At 61.3% G+C, this 18,058-nt stretch carries 18 protein-coding genes; 7 read left to right on the top strand and 11 right to left on the bottom strand.

Annotated features, from left to right (window positions below; genetic code table 11):
- Entirely contained in the window at positions 1-450 is a 450-nt protein-coding gene (moaE, locus tag RGV33_RS27015) for a molybdopterin synthase catalytic subunit MoaE (protein WP_322147325.1), read from the top strand.
- A gap of 159 nt (positions 451-609) precedes the next feature.
- Here moaE and RGV33_RS27010 read toward each other — a convergent pair whose 3' ends face one another.
- The 3 genes from RGV33_RS27010 to RGV33_RS27000 all read right to left on the bottom strand — a co-directional run bounded on the left by RGV33_RS27010 (position 610) and on the right by RGV33_RS27000 (position 4,161).
- Positions 610-1,746: an FAD-binding oxidoreductase gene (locus RGV33_RS27010; RefSeq protein WP_322147324.1), complete on the bottom strand. Its 1,137-nt coding sequence runs from the start codon at positions 1,744-1,746 to the stop codon at positions 610-612.
- A gap of 174 nt (positions 1,747-1,920) precedes the next feature.
- Positions 1,921-3,408, bottom strand: a complete 1,488-nt coding sequence (gene rhlB, locus RGV33_RS27005) for an ATP-dependent RNA helicase RhlB (protein WP_322147323.1) — start codon at positions 3,406-3,408, stop codon at positions 1,921-1,923.
- Between the two features lie 96 nt (positions 3,409-3,504).
- Positions 3,505-4,161 carry an alpha/beta hydrolase gene (locus RGV33_RS27000; protein WP_322147322.1) on the bottom strand — a complete coding sequence of 219 codons (657 nt, stop codon included), beginning with the start codon at positions 4,159-4,161 and terminating at the stop codon, positions 3,505-3,507.
- A 347-nt stretch (positions 4,162-4,508) separates the two neighbouring features.
- Here RGV33_RS27000 and RGV33_RS26995 point away from each other — a divergent pair, with 347 nt between their 5' ends.
- From RGV33_RS26995 to RGV33_RS26980, 4 genes are all read left to right on the top strand, one after another.
- Complete coding sequence (locus RGV33_RS26995) at positions 4,509-5,540, top strand: amino acid ABC transporter substrate-binding protein (RefSeq protein WP_322147321.1); 1,032 nt, start codon at positions 4,509-4,511, stop codon at positions 5,538-5,540.
- A 72-nt stretch (positions 5,541-5,612) separates the two neighbouring features.
- Positions 5,613-6,794, top strand: a complete 1,182-nt coding sequence (locus tag RGV33_RS26990) for an amino acid ABC transporter permease (RefSeq protein ID WP_322147320.1) — start codon at positions 5,613-5,615, stop codon at positions 6,792-6,794.
- 10 nt (positions 6,795-6,804) lie between these two features.
- A complete protein-coding gene (locus RGV33_RS26985) occupies positions 6,805-7,902 on the top strand; it encodes an amino acid ABC transporter permease (RefSeq protein ID WP_322147319.1) in 1,098 nt (365 codons plus the stop codon).
- Between the two features lie 10 nt (positions 7,903-7,912).
- Entirely contained in the window at positions 7,913-8,677 is a 765-nt protein-coding gene (locus tag RGV33_RS26980) for an amino acid ABC transporter ATP-binding protein (protein WP_003171943.1), read from the top strand.
- 61 nt (positions 8,678-8,738) lie between these two features.
- On the opposite strand, the gene RGV33_RS26975 is transcribed toward RGV33_RS26980, so the two are convergent.
- Positions 8,739-9,221: a type II toxin-antitoxin system MqsA family antitoxin gene (locus RGV33_RS26975; RefSeq protein ID WP_003216327.1), complete on the bottom strand. Its 483-nt coding sequence runs from the start codon at positions 9,219-9,221 to the stop codon at positions 8,739-8,741.
- The gene (locus RGV33_RS26970; protein ID WP_003216329.1) at positions 9,218-9,529 is read right to left on the bottom strand and encodes a type II toxin-antitoxin system MqsR family toxin; all 312 of its coding nucleotides are present in this window, start codon (positions 9,527-9,529) and stop codon (positions 9,218-9,220) included. The genes RGV33_RS26975 and RGV33_RS26970 overlap by 4 nt, the downstream gene beginning before the upstream one ends.
- 159 nt (positions 9,530-9,688) lie before the next feature.
- Between RGV33_RS26970 and RGV33_RS26965 the strand changes: the two genes are divergently transcribed.
- Together RGV33_RS26965 and RGV33_RS26960 are read left to right on the top strand one after the other, a co-directional pair.
- Positions 9,689-10,348, top strand: coding sequence for a FadR/GntR family transcriptional regulator (locus RGV33_RS26965; protein WP_322147310.1), 660 nt, complete (start codon positions 9,689-9,691; stop codon positions 10,346-10,348).
- Positions 10,338-11,618: a CynX/NimT family MFS transporter gene (locus RGV33_RS26960; protein WP_322147309.1), complete on the top strand. Its 1,281-nt coding sequence runs from the start codon at positions 10,338-10,340 to the stop codon at positions 11,616-11,618. The genes RGV33_RS26965 and RGV33_RS26960 overlap by 11 nt, the downstream gene beginning before the upstream one ends.
- Here the strand turns inward: RGV33_RS26960 and RGV33_RS26955 are convergent.
- From RGV33_RS26955 to RGV33_RS26930, 6 genes are all read right to left on the bottom strand, one after another.
- Positions 11,615-12,265 carry a DUF1120 domain-containing protein gene (locus tag RGV33_RS26955; protein ID WP_322147308.1) on the bottom strand — a complete coding sequence of 217 codons (651 nt, stop codon included), beginning with the start codon at positions 12,263-12,265 and terminating at the stop codon, positions 11,615-11,617. The genes RGV33_RS26960 and RGV33_RS26955 overlap by 4 nt on opposite strands.
- A gap of 11 nt (positions 12,266-12,276) precedes the next feature.
- Complete coding sequence (locus RGV33_RS26950; RefSeq protein WP_322147307.1) at positions 12,277-13,407, bottom strand: DUF1120 domain-containing protein; 1,131 nt, start codon at positions 13,405-13,407, stop codon at positions 12,277-12,279.
- Positions 13,408-13,417: 10 nt separating this feature from the next.
- Complete coding sequence (locus RGV33_RS26945; RefSeq protein ID WP_416152088.1) at positions 13,418-15,874, bottom strand: fimbria/pilus outer membrane usher protein; 2,457 nt, start codon at positions 15,872-15,874, stop codon at positions 13,418-13,420.
- Between the two features lie 102 nt (positions 15,875-15,976).
- Positions 15,977-16,690 carry a fimbria/pilus chaperone family protein gene (locus tag RGV33_RS26940; protein WP_322147306.1) on the bottom strand — a complete coding sequence of 238 codons (714 nt, stop codon included), beginning with the start codon at positions 16,688-16,690 and terminating at the stop codon, positions 15,977-15,979.
- A 29-nt stretch (positions 16,691-16,719) separates the two neighbouring features.
- Positions 16,720-17,340 carry a DUF1120 domain-containing protein gene (locus RGV33_RS26935; RefSeq protein ID WP_322147305.1) on the bottom strand — a complete coding sequence of 207 codons (621 nt, stop codon included), beginning with the start codon at positions 17,338-17,340 and terminating at the stop codon, positions 16,720-16,722.
- 65 nt (positions 17,341-17,405) lie between these two features.
- Positions 17,406-18,038: a DUF1120 domain-containing protein gene (locus RGV33_RS26930; RefSeq protein WP_322147304.1), complete on the bottom strand. Its 633-nt coding sequence runs from the start codon at positions 18,036-18,038 to the stop codon at positions 17,406-17,408.
- Positions 18,039-18,058: the final 20 nt, after the last annotated feature.

The raw sequence follows: 18,058 nt of genomic DNA, 5'->3' as shown, positions 1-18,058 counted from the left end.
ATGGCGATTCGGGTGCAGGCCGAGGCGTTTGATCCGGGTGCTGAAGTCAACGCGATGCATGCGGCCAATGTGGGCGTGGGCGCAGTGGTGAGTTTTGTCGGCTATGTGCGCGACTTCAACGATGGGCTGGATGTGGCAGGAATGTTCCTTGAGCATTATCCGGGCATGACTGAAAAAGCCCTCGGCAAAATCACAGTGGAGGCTGAACAACGCTGGCCGCTGCTCAAGCTGGAAGTGCTGCACCGCATCGGCGCCCTGGAGCCCGGTGAGCCGATCGTGTTCGTGGCAGCGGCCAGTGCCCATCGCCAGGCGGCGTTCGATGCCTGTGCCTTTGTGATGGACTACCTGAAGACGCGCGCGCCGTTCTGGAAGAAGGAAAACACCAGTGAAGGGCCACGCTGGGTGGACGGGCGCGACAGCGACCACGCTGCCGCTGACCGCTGGAAATAACCAAACTGTAGTGAGGGAGCTTGCTCCCGCTGGGCTGCGTAGCGGCCCTAAAAATCCTGGGAGCGCTGCGCACTCCAGCGGGAGCAAGCTCCCTCACCACAGCAAGCTCCCTTGCCACAGCAAGCTCCCTCACCACAGCAACCTCCCCCGCCTCAGGGGTTAGGTAAAGGCTTGCAGCCGGTACGGGGACAGCATCGCTTCGGTTAAGCCGAACGCCGCCAATGTTTCCGGCAAAGGCTTCCCGCGCACCAACGCCGCACTGGCCTGGCCCATCGCCGGTGACGTCTGGATCCCATAGCCGCCTTGGGCCGCAACCCAGAACAAGCCCTGCACCTGTGGATCGAACCCGCACACCAGATCCCCGTCGCTGACAAAACTGCGCAGCCCGGCCCAGGTCCGCGCAGGGCGGCGAATGCTCAGGGTGGTGGCTTCTTCGATGTGATAGATGCCCGTGGCAATGTCCAGCTCTTCAGGCTGCACATCGTGGGGCTCCACCGGGTCGGCATTGGCCGGTGAGCCGAGGAACATGCCGGCGTCGGGTTTCATATAGAACGAACCGTCGAGGGCGGCCAGTTCCGGCCATGCATGGATGTTCAGTTCGGCAGGCGGGGCGAACACGAACGCACTGCGGCGCTTGGGTTGCAGGCCGATTTTCCGTGCGCCGGCCAACTCGCCGATGTGATCGGCCCAGGCACCGGCGGCGTTGATGATTACCGGGGCGCTGAAGTGCTGGTGTGCAGTGCGCACTTGCCACATGCCCTGATCATCGCGGGTCAGTTTTTGCACGTCGTTGTCGGTGTGGATTTCACCGCCATTTCGCCGAATGCCGCGTAAATAGCCTTGGTACAACGCATCGGTATCGATGTCGCAGACGGTCGGGTCGTAGATGCCGCCGTGGACTTTTTCCGGGCGCAGGATTGGCATCATGGCCATCGATTCCTCGACGTCGAGCAGCCGCGTTTCAGGCACCAGGGCCTTGGCGCTCAGGTATTGGCGCTGCAACTCCTCGGGGTCGCCGATCAAGTCCACCAGCAATTCACCCCGAGAAGTGAGCAGTGGGTGCTCGGCAAAACCGGTGGGCGGGTGATCGAAGAAGGCGCGACTGCCAAGGGTGAGGGCGCGCACCTGGGGCGTGCCGTAGGCGGCGATGTACAGGGCGGCGGAGCGGCCGGTGGAGTGGTAGCCCGGCATCGACTCGCGCTCCAGCACGATGACGCGGGCATGTTGTGACAGCCAGTAACCGGCGGATGCGCCAGCGATGCCACCGCCGATGATGAGGTAGTCGGCCTGGTTCATGTGTTCCTCCTTGAAGTGAAAGCGCTGAAACCAAATGTGGGAGCGGGCTTATGTGGGAGCCGGGCTTGCCCGCGATGCAGGCACCTCGGTATGTCAGTTACACCGAGGTGATGCTATCGCAGGCAAGCTAGCTCCCACACAGGCCAGCTCCCACATTTTTTACCGCATTCCAGCTTAAGGGCGCTTGCGCTCCACCGGGCGCAACAAATGCGTCGGCGGCGTTTCGCAGCTGATCTTGCGGCCCAACAACGTTTCGATCGACGGCAGCTGATACGAATCGTCTTCACCGGCAAAGCTGATCGACACGCCCGCCGCGCCCGCACGGCCGGTGCGGCCAATCCGGTGTACGTAGTCGTCCGGCACTTCCGGCAGGGTGAAGTTGATCACGTGGCTGATGCCATCGATGTGAATCCCGCGCCCGGCCACGTCGGTGGCCACCAGCACGCGAATCTTGCCTTCGCGAAAACCTTCCAGGGTCTTGATGCGCTTGTGCTGCGGCACGTCGCCGGATAATTGCGCGGCGTTGACGCCATCACGCACCAGGCGCTCTTCGATGCGTCGCACTTCGTCCTTGCGGTTGGCAAACACCATCACTCGCTCCCAACCGTTGTCGTTGACGAGGTTGTAGAGCAGCTTGTATTTGTCGGCGCCGGCGACCGCATAGATGTGCTGTTCGACGTTCTCGCTGGCAACGTTGAGTGCCTCGATCTCGACGATGGACGGGTCGGTGGTCCACTGCTTGGCGAGGTTCATCACGTCTTCGGTGAAGGTCGCGGAGAACAGCAGGGTCTGGCGCTCGTTTTTCGGCGGGGTCTGGCGAATGATCTGGCGCACTTGCGGGATGAAACCCATGTCGAGCATGCGGTCGGCTTCGTCCAGTACCATCACTTCGACCATGTCCAAATGCACGTCGCCGCGCTGGTTGAAGTCCAGCAAGCGGCCCGGCGTAGCCACCAGGATGTCGCAGTGGCGCGCTTCCAGGTGTTTGAGCTGCTTGTCGAAGTCCATGCCGCCGACAAACGTCATGACGTTGAGGCCGGTGTATTTGGTCAGGTCGGCGGCGTCCTTGGCGATCTGCACCACCAGCTCCCGGGTCGGGGCGATGATCAGTGCGCGCGGCTCACCCATGTAGCGCTCTTTGGGCGGCGGGGTTTCCAGCAGTTGCGTGATGATCGAGATCAGGAACGCGGCGGTCTTGCCGGTGCCGGTCTGCGCCCGCCCGATGGCATCTTTGCCGGCGAGGGTGAAACCCAGTACCTGCGCCTGGATCGGCGTGCAGTACGGGAACCCCAGGTCCTGGATGGCGTGCATCAGTTCCGGGGCGAGCTTGAAGTCATGAAAGCGGGTTTTGCCTTCCTGGGGTTCGACGGCGAAGTCTTCCAGTTTCCAGGGAATAACCACAGGTTTGGGCGCGCGTTCGCGGCGCGGTTTTTCCTGGCGTGGCTCCTGGCGTGGCGTCTCGGTGGGTTGTTCTTCAGCGACATTAACCGTGGCGGGTGTGGTCACCGGCTCTTTTTTTGGCGCGGCTACAGGTGCGGTCCGGCCAGTCTGCTGGCCGTCATTGCGGCTGCCTTGAACGTGGGCGGGGGCACTGGAACCTGGCGCGAGCTGCTCAGCCTCGCTTTTACCAAACATCTTCTTGAGTGCTTTGAGCACGGTCATCTCATCAATTGGTTAAGGAATGTACGCCGGCCAGTGTAATGCAAGAATCGGGCGCGGCGTAGTGCGTTGGTCATACGGCTACACAATGGGTGGTTTTCAGCCCAGGCGGGCAGCCAACCAGTCACCAATATCGTGTATCTCCCGGGGTAACACTTCGTGGCCCATTGGGTATTCCTGCCATGCAACGGTGACACCGCGGGTCTTCAAATGCTCATAGGCGCTGCGGCCCATCGCGTTCTGTACCACGTCGTCGTTTTGGCCATGCAGGCACAGCACCGGAATCCGTTGCTGGCTGGCCGACAATTCAAGTTCGTCACCGAAGGTCGGAGCGTAGGTGGAAAGGGCGATTACGCCACCCAATGCGCCCTGCCATTTAAGGAAGGCGGTGTGGAACACCACCGCGCCACCCTGGGAAAAACCGGCAAGGAAAATCCGCGAGGCGTCTATCCCGCTGCTTTTTTGTTCCTTGATCAGGTCCGTGACCATTTTTGCCGAGGTTTCCAGCTCTTCAAGGCTGATGGAGCGCGCCGGGCTCATGGCCTTGATGTCGTACCAACTGGGCATCTCATAGCCGCCATTAATGGTCACCGGACGTGTCGGCGCCTGGGGCAGAACAAAGCGTGTAGTCAGGAGTTTTTCCTGCAGGGCTTCAGCCACCGGCAGGAAGTCGTAGCGATCGGCACCCAGGCCATGCAACCAGATTACGCAGGCGTCTGCGGGCTTGGCGGGCTGAAGAATCAAGGGTTCGGTCATGTCTGCTCCATAAATGTGCGTGCGCTCCGATTGAGTGCGTCGGAACGGTGCGCGACAGGTTGATCTGTTAAGAGAATGTCGCAAGGTTGAATGTTTTGCTCTTGACCATGGGCTGAAACGACTCAGCCGCCAGTCTGGTACGGGGCTTGCTATGAGAAACCCGATGTCAAGGCTCACCCCAGGCGGTAACACTATCAGTGACTGACGCCTGTGGGATAGCAACTGGACTTAAAGCGAAAACCTCATGCTGTTTGACCCCAAAAAAAGCCAACACGGGTCGATGTCGCCTCATAAGGGTGCGGTGGGGTTCTAGCGCTGGCACAACAAGAGCAAAACTGGAGGTTTGAATGAAGGTATTGAAATCCACCCTGGCCATCGTGACCGCGGCTACCGTACTGGGTGTCAGTGGTTTCGCCCAGGCTGGCGCCACCCTGGACGCCGTGCAGAAGAAAGGCTTTGTGCAGTGTGGCGTGAGCGACGGTCTGCCGGGCTTCTCGGTGCCGGACGCCAGCGGCAAGATCCTCGGGATTGACGCTGACGTGTGCCGTGCTGTTGCCGCTGCCGTATTCGGCGATGCAACCAAGGTCAAATTCAGCCAGTTGAATGCCAAGGAGCGTTTCACCGCGCTTCAGTCTGGCGAAGTCGACATCCTGTCGCGCAACACCACCATGACCAGCTCTCGCGATGCCGGCATGGGCCTGAAATTCCCGGGCTTCATCACCTACTACGACGGTGTTGGCTTCCTGGTGAACAACAAGCTGGGTGTAAAAAGCGCCAAGGAACTGGACGGTGCAACCATCTGCATCCAGGCCGGTACCACCACTGAGCTGAACGTTTCCGACTACTTCCGCGCCAACAACCTGAAGTACACCCCGATCACGTTCGACACCTCCGATGAAAGCGCCAAGTCGCTGGAATCCGGTCGTTGCGACGTACTGACCTCCGACAAGTCCCAGCTCTACGCACAGCGCAGCAAGCTGGCCTCGCCGAAGGACTACGTGGTGCTGCCGGAAACCATTTCCAAAGAACCACTGGGCCCTGTCGTGCGTAACGGCGACGACGAGTGGCTGGCCATCGTGCGCTGGGTTGGCTACGCCATGCTCAACGCTGAAGAAGCCGGCATCACCTCCAAAAACGTCGAAGCTGAAGCCAAGTCCACCAAGAACCCGGACGTTGCCCGTCTGCTGGGTGCTGACGGCGAATACGGCAAAGACCTGAAAGTGAAGAAAGACTGGGTCGTACAGATCGTCAAGCAAGTCGGTAACTACGGTGAAGTGTTCGAGAAAAACCTCGGCAAAACCACTCCCCTGGAAATCGATCGTGGCCTGAACGCACTGTGGACCAACGGTGGCATTCAATACGCACCACCTGTGCGCTGATCGCTGATGGTTCTGTCACCCGGTGGGCCAACCGCCGGGTGATGTTCTGTTCCATTATTCCTGGGGCACTTAATGCAAAATCAAATCGGCGCACCAAAACAGAAGCTCAGCTTCAGTGATCCAAAAGTGCGTGCGTGGCTATTCCAGATCATCACGATTGTGGCGGTGGTCTCGTTGGGCTGGTACCTGTTCAACAACACGCAAACCAACCTTCAGCACCGGGGCATTACCTCGGGTTTCGACTTTCTTGAGCGCAGTGCCGGCTTCGGTATCGCTCAACACCTGATCGACTACACCGAATCGGACAGCTATGCCCGGGTCTTTGTGATCGGTCTGCTCAACACCTTGCTGGTGACCGTGATCGGCGTGGTCCTGGCGACCATCCTCGGGTTCATCATTGGCGTGGCGCGCCTGTCGCCCAACTGGATGATCAACAAGCTGGCGACCGTGTATGTGGAAGTGTTCCGCAACATCCCGCCACTGCTGCAGATCCTGTTCTGGTACTTCGCGGTCTTCCTGACGATGCCAGGGCCGCGTAACAGTCACAACTTCGGCGACACGTTCTTTGTCAGCAGCCGTGGCCTGAACATGCCTGCCGCGCTGATGGCGGACGGTTTCTGGCCGTTTGTGATCAGCGTCGTGGTGGCGATCATCGCCATCGTGCTGATGACCCGTTGGGCCAACAAGCGCTTTGAAGCCACCGGTGTTGCGTTCCACAAATTCTGGGTGGGCCTGGCGCTGTTGGTGGTGATCCCGGCGTTGTGTGCATTGATCTTCGGCGCACCGTTGCACTGGGAAATGCCCAAGCTGCAAGGCTTCAACTTCGTAGGCGGCTGGGTACTGATTCCCGAACTGCTGGCGCTGACCCTGGCCCTGACCGTGTACACCGCGGCGTTTATCGCCGAAATCGTGCGTTCCGGCATCAAGTCCGTCAGCCACGGCCAGACCGAAGCGGCGCGCTCCCTCGGGCTGCGCAACGGTCCGACCTTGCGCAAGGTGATCATCCCGCAAGCCCTGCGCGTGATCATCCCGCCGCTGACCAGCCAATACCTGAACCTGGCGAAAAACTCGTCATTGGCGGCCGGTATCGGTTACCCGGAAATGGTTTCGCTGTTTGCCGGCACGGTGCTCAACCAGACCGGCCAGGCCATCGAGGTTATTGCCATCACCATGAGCGTGTACCTGGCGATCAGCATCAGCATTTCCCTGCTGATGAACTGGTACAACAAGCGCATTGCGCTGATCGAGCGGTGAGGAAACCAGCATGACTTCTCATATTTTCAAACCCGACATGCCGCCACCCAACAAGGTCTTCGGGCCGATGGCGTGGATGCGTGCCAACCTGTTTTCCAGCTGGCTCAATACCCTGCTGACGTTGCTCGCGTTCTACCTGGTCTACCTGGTAGTGCCGCCGATCCTGCACTGGGCGATCCTGGATGCGAACTGGGTCGGTACCACCCGCGCCGACTGCACCAAGGAGGGCGCCTGCTGGGTGTTTATCCAACAGCGCTTCGGGCAGTTCATGTATGGCTACTACCCCGGCGACTTGCGCTGGCGCGTAGACCTCACCGTGTGGTTGGCCATTGTTGGTGTGGCGCCGTTGTTCATCTCGCGCTTTACCCGCAAGGCGGCCTACGGCCTGAGCTTTTTGGTGGTGTACCCGATCGTTGCCTACTTCCTGCTGCACGGCGGGATCTTCGGCATGACCAACGTGGCTACCAGCCAATGGGGCGGCTTGATGCTGACCCTGGTGATCGCCACGGTGGGTATCGCAGGCGCGTTGCCGCTGGGCATCGTGCTGGCGCTGGGTCGGCGTTCGAACATGCCGGCGATTCGTGTGGTCTGCGTGACCTTCATCGAATTCTGGCGCGGTGTGCCGTTGATCACGGTGCTGTTCATGTCGTCGGTGATGTTGCCGCTGTTCCTGCCCGAAGGCATGGGCATCGACAAACTGCTGCGGGCGTTGATCGGCGTGATCCTGTTCCAGTCGGCCTACGTGGCCGAAGTGGTGCGCGGTGGTTTGCAGGCCATTCCCAAGGGCCAGTACGAAGCCGCTGCAGCGATGGGCCTGGGTTACTGGCGCAGCATGGGCCTGGTGATTCTGCCCCAGGCGCTGAAGATGGTGATCCCGGGCATCGTCAACACGTTTATCGCGTTGTTCAAGGACACCAGCCTTGTGATCATCATCGGCCTGTTCGACCTGCTCAACAGCGTCAAGCAAGCTGCCGCCGACCCGAAATGGTTGGGCATGGCCACTGAAGGCTACGTGTTCGCCGCCCTGGTGTTCTGGATTTTCTGTTTTGGTATGTCCCGCTATTCCATTCATTTGGAACACAAGCTGGACACAGGCCACAAGCGTTAGGAGTTTTGTGATGAGTGAAGCGATCAAACAGCCTGTGAGCCCTGAAGGCATTATTCAGATGCAGGGCGTCAACAAGTGGTACGGCCAGTTCCACGTGTTGAAAGACATCAACCTGAACGTCAAGCAGGGCGAGCGTATCGTGCTGTGCGGCCCATCGGGTTCCGGCAAGTCCACCACCATTCGCTGCCTCAACCGTCTGGAAGAGCACCAGCAGGGCCGCATTGTGGTCGATGGCGTGGAGCTGACCAACGACCTCAAGCAGATCGAAGCGATCCGTCGCGAAGTCGGCATGGTGTTCCAGCACTTCAACCTGTTCCCGCACCTGACCATCCTGCAGAACTGCACGCTGGCACCGATGTGGGTGCGCAAGATGCCCAAGCGCAAGGCTGAAGAAATTGCCATGCACTACCTTGAGCGCGTGCGTATTCCGGAACAGGCCCACAAGTTTCCGGGGCAACTGTCCGGCGGCCAGCAACAGCGTGTGGCGATTGCCCGTGCGTTGTGCATGAAGCCGAAAATCATGCTGTTCGATGAGCCGACTTCGGCGCTCGATCCGGAGATGGTGAAGGAAGTTCTGGACACCATGATCGGCCTGGCGGAAGACGGCATGACCATGCTCTGCGTGACCCACGAAATGGGTTTTGCGCGCACCGTGGCCAACCGCGTGATCTTCATGGACAAGGGCGAGATCGTTGAACAGGCGGCGCCGAATGACTTCTTCGACAACCCGCAAAATGATCGGACCAAGTTGTTCCTGAGCCAGATTCTGCATTGATCGATGAGTGATGCTTGAAACAATAAACCCGGCCTGGTGCCGGGTTTATTTTTGCCATCAATCAAGTTGTCGTCAGGGTCTCGTGCTCTTTATGTACCGTATGCACGGAATTGCGAAGATCTGCGCCTTCACTCAGGATTTTTGCTTCGACCAGCAAGTGGGGGTGACGCTCAAGCAAACGCATCAGGACTACCAGGGATTTGGGGGGCAATACCTCACCACGCTCGTAACGAGATAAGGCGTTGTGGCCGCCACCCGATAGCAGTTGTACCGTTTCTTTTTGTGAAAGGTGCAGTTTGCGGCGTATGCGCTTCATCTCGGTGCCGACCATCTGCCTGAAACTGTGAACGATTTCATCGCAGTGGTCTGAATAGCGTTCCGCGTCTTCGGGGTCCAGGATCACCTCTCCACATGCCTGGCACTCCCATCCAGACAGATCGTCTATACGGCGATGCAAACCTTTGACTTCCGATGTTTCGCTACGTCCTGAGAAGTGATGCATTCCGTCATGCCTGCCGCAGCTGAAGCATTGCTCTGTTTTCATGGGTTTTTCTCCTTGAAGGAGATCACCGGAGGTTTACCATCCGTGCGGTAGGTCACCTTGATGTAGATCTCCAAATCATGTGAGTGAATGTGATACACATCTTGCCAAACTCGATGGTCGTCATGAGTGGTCATCGACTTGTACAACATCGTGTTTTTCAACTCGAAAATGACCGCCTGCATTTGTTCGATGCTTAAATCAAGATCCTCGCCGCAACGGCGTGCGCTTTGAGTAAATGCTTGCTTTCCAAGCCGCCTGACATCCGCCTTTATCACCGCCAGATCGTAATGAGGTGTGTACTTTTCCATAAGACACCTGAGTCCAATAATTACCCTCTGAGGGTAATTTTACCAATCGAAAATACTGCTCCTTTGCCTGCCCAAGAACCCTAGTGCGTTGCCTTTGTAGGCAACTCCGAATAGGCTGTGGGAAAATTCATCCCATGATTGGATGAGAGGACGAAACCCATGACAGACATCGCCCCGCTGATCAAACGCTCCCTTGTCGATCAAGCCCTGGACCAGTTGCGCCAGCGCATCACCCAAGGTGTCTGGGCCATCGGCGAGCGCCTGCCCACCGAGCCCGAGTTGTCTGCCGAGTTGGGCATCAGCCGCAACACCGTGCGCGAAGCCATGCGCGTCTTGGCATTCTCCGGGTTGATCGAGATTCGCCAGGGCGACGGCAGCTATTTGCGCTCCATGACCGACCCGTTGGGCGCGATGAAAGCCTTGTCCCACTGCACGGTGGCCCAGGCCCAGGAGACGCGGCAGATTCTCGAGGTCGAGGCCATCGGCCTGGCCGCCTTGCGCCGTACCGATGAAGACCTGATCGCCTTGCGCGAGGCACTGAAAACCAGCGGCGAGCATTACCACGGTGATCTGGAGCACTACATCAGTTGCGACCTGGTGTTCCACAAGCGCCTGGTGGACGCGGCGCACAACCCGGCCTTGAGCGAGCTGTATCTCTACTTCTCCAGCATCGTCGGCGCGCAACTGCGCCAGACCCTGAACATCCAGCCGCGCCGGCAGGCGGTGTTCGACCTGCATGGCGCCTTGCTGGAAGCAGTGGAACAACGAGACCCGGAACGCGCCAAGGCCCTGTGCCGGCAGTTGATCAATGAACCTTGAAGCCGAGAACACCATGCCCCGTTCAGAAAACGCCCTTGAAGAACTGTTGATCGACGCCGAAGCCGATGACGAGCAGGTCCAGCACAGCCCGCCGGTGGTCAGCCGTCCCTGGCTGTTGCTGTTGGGCCTGATCCTGGTGGCGTTGAACCTGCGCCCGGCGCTGTCGAGCATGTCGCCGTTGCTCGCCGAGGTTTCCAATAGCCTCGGCTTGTCGGCTGCCAAGGCCGGCTTGCTCACCACCTTGCCGGTGTTGTGCCTGGGCCTGTTTGCGCCGCTGGCACCTATCCTGGCCCGGCGTTTTGGTGCCGAGCGCGTGGTGTTGGGCATTCTGCTGACCCTGGCTTGCGGCATCATCCTGCGCAGTTCATTCGGTGAGGTCGGGCTGTTCGCCGGCAGCCTGCTGGCCGGCGCGAGCATCGGCATCATCGGCGTATTGCTGCCGGGCATCGTCAAGCGTGACTTCGCCAAACAAGCCGGCACCATGACCGGCGTGTACACCATGGCCCTGTGCCTGGGCGCAGCGCTGGCGGCGGGTTCTAGCGTGCCGCTGAGTCGTTACTTCGGTGACAGCTGGAACATCGGCCTGGGTTTCTGGATCCTGCCGGCGCTGGTAGCGGCGCTGTTCTGGTTGCCGCAAGTCGGCCAGAAGCACGGCGCCCATCAGGTGGCTTACCGGGTGAAGGGGTTGCTGCGTGACCCGCTGGCCTGGCAGGTGACGTTGTACATGGGGCTGCAATCGTCGCTTGCCTACATCGTGTTTGGCTGGTTGCCGTCGATCCTGATCGGCCGTGGCCTGAGCGCAACCCAGGCGGGCCTCGTGCTCTCCGGTTCGGTCATCGTGCAGTTGGCCAGTTCCCTGGCCGCACCCTGGCTGGCCACCCGCGGCAAGGACCAGCGCCTGGCCATTGTGGTGGTGATGGTGCTGACGCTGGGTGGCTTGTTCGGTTGCCTGTACGCGCCACTGGACGGTTTGTGGGGCTGGGCGATTCTGCTGGGCCTGGGCCAGGGCGGCACGTTCAGCCTGGCGCTGACCTTGATCGTGCTGCGCTCGCGGGACGCCCATGTGGCCGCCAACCTGTCGAGCATGGCCCAGGGCATCGGCTATACCCTGGCGTCCATGGGCCCGTTCGCGGTCGGCCTGGTGCATGACTGGACCGGCGGCTGGAACGCGGTCGGGTGGATTTTTGCGGTGATCGGCCTGGGCGCGATCATCGCCGGGCTTGGCGCCGGGCGCGCGCGGTACGTCGGCGTGACCAGCGAAAAAGTCTAGAGGTAGATAACCTCCAGGGTGCTTGAGCCGTCCATGTCGATCTCGCTGCTCAGGTCCAGGTTCTGCTTGGCGGCGATCACCGTCTCGACCTTCACACGGCTGTTGAGGAACTTGATGGCGGCCGGCCCCGCCGTGCCGCCGGCCTGGTCGGTAAACCCCAGGTAGCTGCGCGCACCGATGTCGATCGGGTTGCTGTTGGCGCTGCGCCAGGCCAAACCGCCGGTGGTTGACTCGGTACCGTAGACCTCGGCCAGCGGGATGGCCTGGGTTTGCGTCGGGTCGAAGCTCAGGGAGTACAGCCCTATCTTGTTGCCACTCTTGTCCAGGCCCAGTCCGTAGAAAATCTCGCTGTTGACGTTCGCCGTGCCGTCACGGTTGTCGCGCATGCGCAAGGCAAAGCGACTGTTGCCGTTGCAGTCGACGGTCACGTCCAGGTACCGGATCGGCAGGCGGGTGCCGCGATCAAGGTTCAAGTCGCCCTGGGAAATCTTGCCGTAGTCGATCAAGCCATTGCTGGAGAGCAGTGGGGTACAGGCGGTGGGGGAAAGCAGGCCCTTGACGGTCAGCTCCACGGTAGCGGCGCCGAGTGCCGGGGTGCCTGCGCCGAGTATCGATAACGTAGCGAAAGGGATCAGGAAGCGTTTCATGAACAGGTCCTTTAAAGGTATTTGATTTCAATCGTGCCTGAGCCGTCGAGCAACACGTCGGTGCTCAGGTCCAGGTTATTGGTAGGCGACAGAATCGCCCTGACGCTCACTTGGCCACTCAGGTTGCGGATGGCCGACGGGCCGGCATGGCTGGCCGGGGCGGTGGTGAAACCGAGCCAGCTGTTTTGGCCGATGGGAATCGGGAACGCGTTGGAACTGCTCCACGCCACGCCGCCGGTGGTGGAGTCGGTGCGATAGAGGCTGGGCTGGGTGTCGGCCTGCATATCGAACGGGTCGAAGTACAGGAAATAGCGGCCGATTTTATTGCGGCTGTTATCCACACCCAGGCCGTAGGCGGTCTCGTCCGTGCCGCCGGTGGCCGAGCCTTTGCGGTTGTCCTGCATGAGCAAGGCGAAACGCGTGGGGCCGTCACAGCCGATGCTCAAGGTCAGGCTGCGGGAAGCGAGGGCCGTGTCCCGGTCGGCATTCAGGCTTTTTGCCCACATGCGGCCATAGTCGATTACGCCGCCATTGGACAGGTTGATCTCGCAGGCCGCCGGGGCGAAGTGGGCGTTGAGGGTCATCTCCCGCGATTGGCCAGTGGCCCCGGACTCAAACAGCCCGAAGGCTTCCCACGTCACGGCGTCACGCACGTGGGCGGCGCTTTCCTGGGCCCTGGCGCTGACCCGCAGTTGCACCGAAAACACACTGCCTTGCACCGGCAAGCCGTCGCGCAACGGGGCAATGGCATGGTCCGCGTGCCAGTCCAGGCGGTTGGCGCGGATCCCGGGAGGCTGGCCCCGGCCCGGGATCAAACCCAGTTCCACTGCCTGGCCATCGAGTACGCCATCGCTGGCCTGCATGATGTAATGGCCTTGGTCACTGAAACGAAAGCGCTCGGCGCCGATGGCCAATGCCCGGTAAAAAATACTCATGTCCGTGGGTTTCTGGCAGTTGAGGCTCAGGCTCAGGAAGCGTTCACCGAGGGCGATTTCGCTGCCGGAGGGCCTGTGGATCGCCCGGTTCATCAAGCCGAAATCCAGGTGCGGCTCGCTCAAGTTCAGCCGGCAGTCATCCGACTGCGCCAGGGCCACGTCGGCGCCAGCCAGCACCAGCAGGCAAATGCTCATTAAGCGTTTCATTACAGCTTCCTCATGGCGTCAGGCACCTGGCCGGAGCGGTTTCGAAATACACCTGGGGGTCGGTTTTTTCTTCCAGGCTGAACGTCAGTTCACAACGGCTGATGCCCGGGCCCTTGACCCACAGACGGCGCGGGTCCAGCACATTGGCCAGGAACACTTGGCTGCCTTCCTGCACCAGGGTCACAAACTCGCCGTCGGCGGTACTCACCGTGGCACCGCGAGGCAGCGGCGCGCCTTGGGCGGTGGTAACGGTCAACAGGGCACGGCGGGTGACGGCTACGCCAAACTCGACCCGGTCCACCGCGCCACGCCCGGCAGAAATCACCGCCAGGCCGTTGCTGATGTCGGCGTTACGCGGCAGTGAGCGGGTTTGCACTTCCACCGGGCTGCGCCCATAGGCGGCCACTTGCGAGACCACCGCCTGGCCCTGGCTGTCGGTCCATACAGGCCCACTGGGCGTACTGAGCTTGATCCCGGCCATGTCGCCCACCGATACCAGGGCGAACGTGTCATTCACCGGGTAAGGCGAAAACGTCAGCCCGTTGCCATGGGCGACGATGGCACCACGGACACCGCCCTGGTAGCTCGACCGCTCGGCGCCTTCGCGGCTGTAATTGAGGTCCAGCTGGGTGTAGCGCGGCAGGTAGGACACCCCCAGGGTGGACTCCACTGCCTGGTCGCGGCTGTCATGTTCGGCGCTGGCCCGATAACTCAGCTGATCGTCGACCTGTTCGCTCAAGCCCAGCCCGATCCGGTGTTCACCCCCGGAATTACGCACCCAGGTCCGAGCCCGACGGTTTTCTCCCAAGGGCATGCTCAGGTTCAGGTACACCGCGTTGTCATCGTTCTGGCGGCCGCTGACTTGCCATTCGGCACTGGCCGATACCGACACCCCGCGCACACTGGTGCCCCAGGAGGCCAGGGCCCGGCTGCTGTTTTCGCCGCTGAAGGTGCTGGTGCGCGAGACCCCGGCGTTGAATGCCCCAAGCCATGGATGCGCCCAGCCCAGGGAAAGGCTTTGCTGGTCGCGGTAGCGTGAGCGCCGTGCGCTGTCGTCGCGGTAGCCGTAGGCGGTATCTTCCAGTTCGCGGTAGCCGGGTGTGCGGTGAGAGGTGCCTGCGGTAATCGACCACTGCTGGCCCAGGCGCTGGGATAACGACAGGTCTGTCTGGACCCCGCGTACAGTGTCCCGGCCGTGGGTGTCGGCCAGTTGGGTGGCCAGTTGCAGTTGCCCGTCTACCCACGGCAGCCATGCCAGGCTGGCGCCGGTGGACCGGTAGTCCTCGGCCACGAGCACACCGGCGCCGATACTGGACAGCGGGTTCAAGGCACCACTCCAGCCGGCGCTCACGACCCACGGATCATCGCCCCGGGTCTGGCCAATGTTGCGTACGCGCCCTGCGCCCACCGAGTAGCCCGGTGCCGCGAGGCCCAGCCCGAGCATGGCCGCAGGCACCGTAAAGCGACGCTCATCGCCGATGCTTTCCTTGACGGTGACTTCGACGTCCGAGCGCGTGTTCAGGCGTCGCACATCCGTCAGCGAAAACGGCCCGGCTGGCACCACGGTGGAATGAATCAGCGCGCCGTTCTGCCGTACCTCGACCTGGGCCGGGCTGTTGGCGATGCCATTGATGGTCGCGCCCTGGGCCTGGTCCTGTAGGGCTTGCTCGGTAAATACCTGCACCCCGGTGATCTGGGCCGTCGACAGCACCGGGTTGTAGAGGCTGAGTTGCCCGGCCTGCAGCACGGCTTGCTGCGCGGCGAAGGTGCGCTGGGCATAGGCTTCCAGGTGCGTGGTGCGCGAGAGCCCGGCCTGCCAGGTCTGCACCTGGCGGCTGCGCACGATCCAGTCGCCGGCATTGAAGCCGACCTCGGTATTGGCCGAGCCGAAGCGGCTGGTGTCATCGCCGTATCGGTTGTACAGGCCGCTGAGGTCGTAATTGAGCAGCCCGGCAAAACCGCCCGTTTGATAGCCTGACAGTTCCTGCCGGCGAGGGCGCAGTGCTTCGGTTGGCACCAGCAGCGAAATGCTCAGACTGCCCGGGTCTTGCTCGACCACGGTTTGCGGGTACTGCGCCGTAAAGTCATGGCAGCCGGTGTGGGTCAGTGAGGCGGGCACCACTAATTCGGCGGCATCGAGCAGTGCCTGGTCAAAGCACAAGGTGCCCTGGCTGTCGAAACGCACATCGAGCCGGCCGCGGCGTTGGCCGTTGACGGTCAGGCTCACGGCATGTACCCCGCCGGTATAGCGCGGGGTTTCCAGCAACAGGTACGCCAGCTCAGGGTCGATACCTCGCTGTTGCAGGGTTTGCGGGTCAAAGGATTGCCCGGCCGGCGCCGCGTCAGCCCAGGCGGGGGTGAGCAACAGGGCCAGCGCGGGGGGCAGGGCGATCCTTTTCAAGTGTCGAGGGTATGAAGAAAAACCGCCCACGGCTTTGCCGTCGCAGTCGGGAGTTACTGTGTTCACGAGAAGGCACTCGGGTTATGGAAACCAGCAGCGGTTGGCGGGCTTCCCGGTGACGGTCTGGGCGGTCACTTCGTTATGGGCGCTAGGGTGGATTCAGGGTTTTCAACGGGTGCTGATCGGGGCTTCAAAGGCGGCCACAGTGAAACCGTAGACCGTGGCCGGCTGCATTCGCACGGTGGTGGCGCGGGCATTCGGTGCCGGTACGCTCATGGATTCGCCGGGAAGTATGTAAGTGCGCGGCAGTACCGCCTTGTTTTTGCCGGGCAACAGTTGCAGCTCCTGGGCCATGCGCACCACATATTTGCTGTCGTTGCGCACGTGCAGTTGACCGTCGTCCAGGGACCAGGCCAGGCCCTTCCATGGTGTGCGGTTGGGCGCCAGCCCTTTGGGATGAATGATCACCGGCAGGTTCTGGCGCACCGTTACACCCACCCGGGCATGCCCGGCCTCGGAGGGCGTGCGGTCCTTGGGCATGCCTTCGAAAATCACACGCTTGAGGCGCTGGGTTTGCAGCGGTTTCTGGTTCTGCAAAATGAACCGCACCAGCTGGCTTTTATCGGCCTCGACCCGGGCCAGGGGCGGGGTGACAAACAACAGGGGTTCGAGGTCTTCGGGCAAGTCTTCCAAGGTGACGTGCAACAGCGCGAGCTTGTTGTCGGTGTTGGTGACTGACACCGAGGCTTCGCCTTGTTCTTCGTAGACGATCACCACCGAAGTGTCGGGCACCATGCCATCGGCCCTGGCCTCGGCGCTCAACAACCAGGCAAGGGCGCCAAGGCTGCCGAGGATCCGGCGTGGGGTTAAATACGTTTTCATGAGGTGCATCCTGAGTGAGTGCAGGGTGGTTACAGGTAGCGCAAATCCAGGACCAACGAGCCGTCGAGCAGGACTTCCTGCTTAAGGGTCAGGCTCTGTGCGGGGTTTACCTGGGTGTTGGCGCGTATCCGGGTGGCCAGCTCCCAAATTGGCTCGGGCAACGGTCGGCCGGGGCGGGCGAAGCCCATCAACGTCCTGGGGTGGATGGTGGCTTGTGGGACCCATACGGACCCTTGGTTGACCAGCGATTGCATCGGTTGCCTGTCGCCCACCGCGTTTTCAAACGTGAGCATCACAAAACCCAAGTGTTCGTCGCTGGCGTGCTGGTTTTTCCCCAGGCCAAACCGGGTGTCGGGTGCGGGCGAGGAGTCGGCCCGGTCATCGAAGCCCATCAAGGCAAACAGCATGGGGGCCGTACAGTGGATTTCCAGGTCCAGCCATTGGGCGGGCAGGGCGGTGGGCGTGCCAGGGTTGAGGCCGTGGGCGGCGATCCTGCCGTGATCGATCACCCCACCACCGGATAACGTGGCGGTGCACGAACTGGGGGTGACCAGCCCGGAAACGGTCATCTCAGTAGCAGTGTCCGCGAATACCATGGAGCCGGAGTTGAGCAATAACAGCGTCGCGAAAAGGCGTAGGTGTTTGTTCATCATTCGGTCTTCAGTGTGTTCGGTACGGGTAACGAACGCCGCATCAGCGGCGTCGCTGCGCGGGTCTACAGGTACTTGATTTCAAACGTGGCCGAACCATCGATGGGGTGTTCGTCGCTCAGGTCCAGGCTGTCGGCGCGGGCGATGTAACCCCATATGTTCACATCGGTGGTCACCTCGGTGACCGGGATCGGCAGCCAGATGCCTGAGGAGCGATCGCCGAAGGCGGCAAGCGAAGTCGGAGGGTTTCCGGTGGACCCGTCCCGCCACGTGAGGCCGTTGTCGATCGACTCCAGGACCTGGGTCGGGCCGGTATCGGTCACGGGGTTTGCCAGGGCCACGATGTAAAAGCCCAGCTTCTGGTTGCCGTTGATCAAGCCCATCCCGTAGGTACGAGTGGACGTGCCGGCGGCCGAGCCGGCACGGTTATCGGTGCTTTTTATGGCAAACAAGGTGGCACCGTTGCACTGGATCACCATCTGCAAGGTGGTCATGGGCAACGCTGTTGACGTGGTCAGGTTCAGGTCCTTGGCGGACAGCTTGCCGTAGTCGACAACGCCACTGCCGGACAAACTTGGCGAGCAGGCGTTGGGGGTGATTACCCCTTTTACGGCCAGGTCCACCGAGGACGCAGCGACGGCTTGCGCGCAAGTGCCCAGCAGCAGGGTGGCGACCAGGGCGTTCAGCGTGTTGTTCATGGCTCAGAGGTTCCTTTCAT

It is taken from the genome of Pseudomonas sp. Bout1 (assembly GCF_034314165.1).
In the GTDB taxonomy this organism is placed as follows: domain Bacteria; phylum Pseudomonadota; class Gammaproteobacteria; order Pseudomonadales; family Pseudomonadaceae; genus Aquipseudomonas.
Note: the sequence above shows the minus strand (reverse complement) of the source record. Positions and strands in the feature narration are given on the sequence as shown.

Excerpts from the sequence above, each read along its gene's own strand:
- moaE (WP_322147325.1), top strand. The coding sequence starts at position 1 with ATGGCGATTCGGGTGCAGGCCGAGGCGTTTGATCCGGGTGCTGAAGTC.
- RGV33_RS27010 (WP_322147324.1), bottom strand. The coding sequence starts at position 1,746 with ATGAACCAGGCCGACTACCTCATCATCGGCGGTGGCATCGCTGGCGCA.
- rhlB (WP_322147323.1), bottom strand. The coding sequence starts at position 3,408 with ATGACCGTGCTCAAAGCACTCAAGAAGATGTTTGGTAAAAGCGAGGCT.
- RGV33_RS27000 (WP_322147322.1), bottom strand. The coding sequence starts at position 4,161 with ATGACCGAACCCTTGATTCTTCAGCCCGCCAAGCCCGCAGACGCCTGC.
- RGV33_RS26995 (WP_322147321.1), top strand. The coding sequence starts at position 4,509 with ATGAAGGTATTGAAATCCACCCTGGCCATCGTGACCGCGGCTACCGTA.
- RGV33_RS26990 (WP_322147320.1), top strand. The coding sequence starts at position 5,613 with ATGCAAAATCAAATCGGCGCACCAAAACAGAAGCTCAGCTTCAGTGAT.
- RGV33_RS26985 (WP_322147319.1), top strand. The coding sequence starts at position 6,805 with ATGACTTCTCATATTTTCAAACCCGACATGCCGCCACCCAACAAGGTC.
- RGV33_RS26980 (WP_003171943.1), top strand. The coding sequence starts at position 7,913 with ATGAGTGAAGCGATCAAACAGCCTGTGAGCCCTGAAGGCATTATTCAG.
- RGV33_RS26975 (WP_003216327.1), bottom strand. The coding sequence starts at position 9,221 with ATGAAAACAGAGCAATGCTTCAGCTGCGGCAGGCATGACGGAATGCAT.
- RGV33_RS26970 (WP_003216329.1), bottom strand. The coding sequence starts at position 9,529 with ATGGAAAAGTACACACCTCATTACGATCTGGCGGTGATAAAGGCGGAT.
- RGV33_RS26965 (WP_322147310.1), top strand. The coding sequence starts at position 9,689 with ATGACAGACATCGCCCCGCTGATCAAACGCTCCCTTGTCGATCAAGCC.
- RGV33_RS26960 (WP_322147309.1), top strand. The coding sequence starts at position 10,338 with ATGAACCTTGAAGCCGAGAACACCATGCCCCGTTCAGAAAACGCCCTT.
- RGV33_RS26955 (WP_322147308.1), bottom strand. The coding sequence starts at position 12,265 with ATGAAACGCTTCCTGATCCCTTTCGCTACGTTATCGATACTCGGCGCA.
- RGV33_RS26950 (WP_322147307.1), bottom strand. The coding sequence starts at position 13,407 with ATGAAACGCTTAATGAGCATTTGCCTGCTGGTGCTGGCTGGCGCCGAC.
- RGV33_RS26940 (WP_322147306.1), bottom strand. The coding sequence starts at position 16,690 with ATGAAAACGTATTTAACCCCACGCCGGATCCTCGGCAGCCTTGGCGCC.
- RGV33_RS26935 (WP_322147305.1), bottom strand. The coding sequence starts at position 17,340 with ATGAACAAACACCTACGCCTTTTCGCGACGCTGTTATTGCTCAACTCC.
- RGV33_RS26930 (WP_322147304.1), bottom strand. The coding sequence starts at position 18,038 with ATGAACAACACGCTGAACGCCCTGGTCGCCACCCTGCTGCTGGGCACT.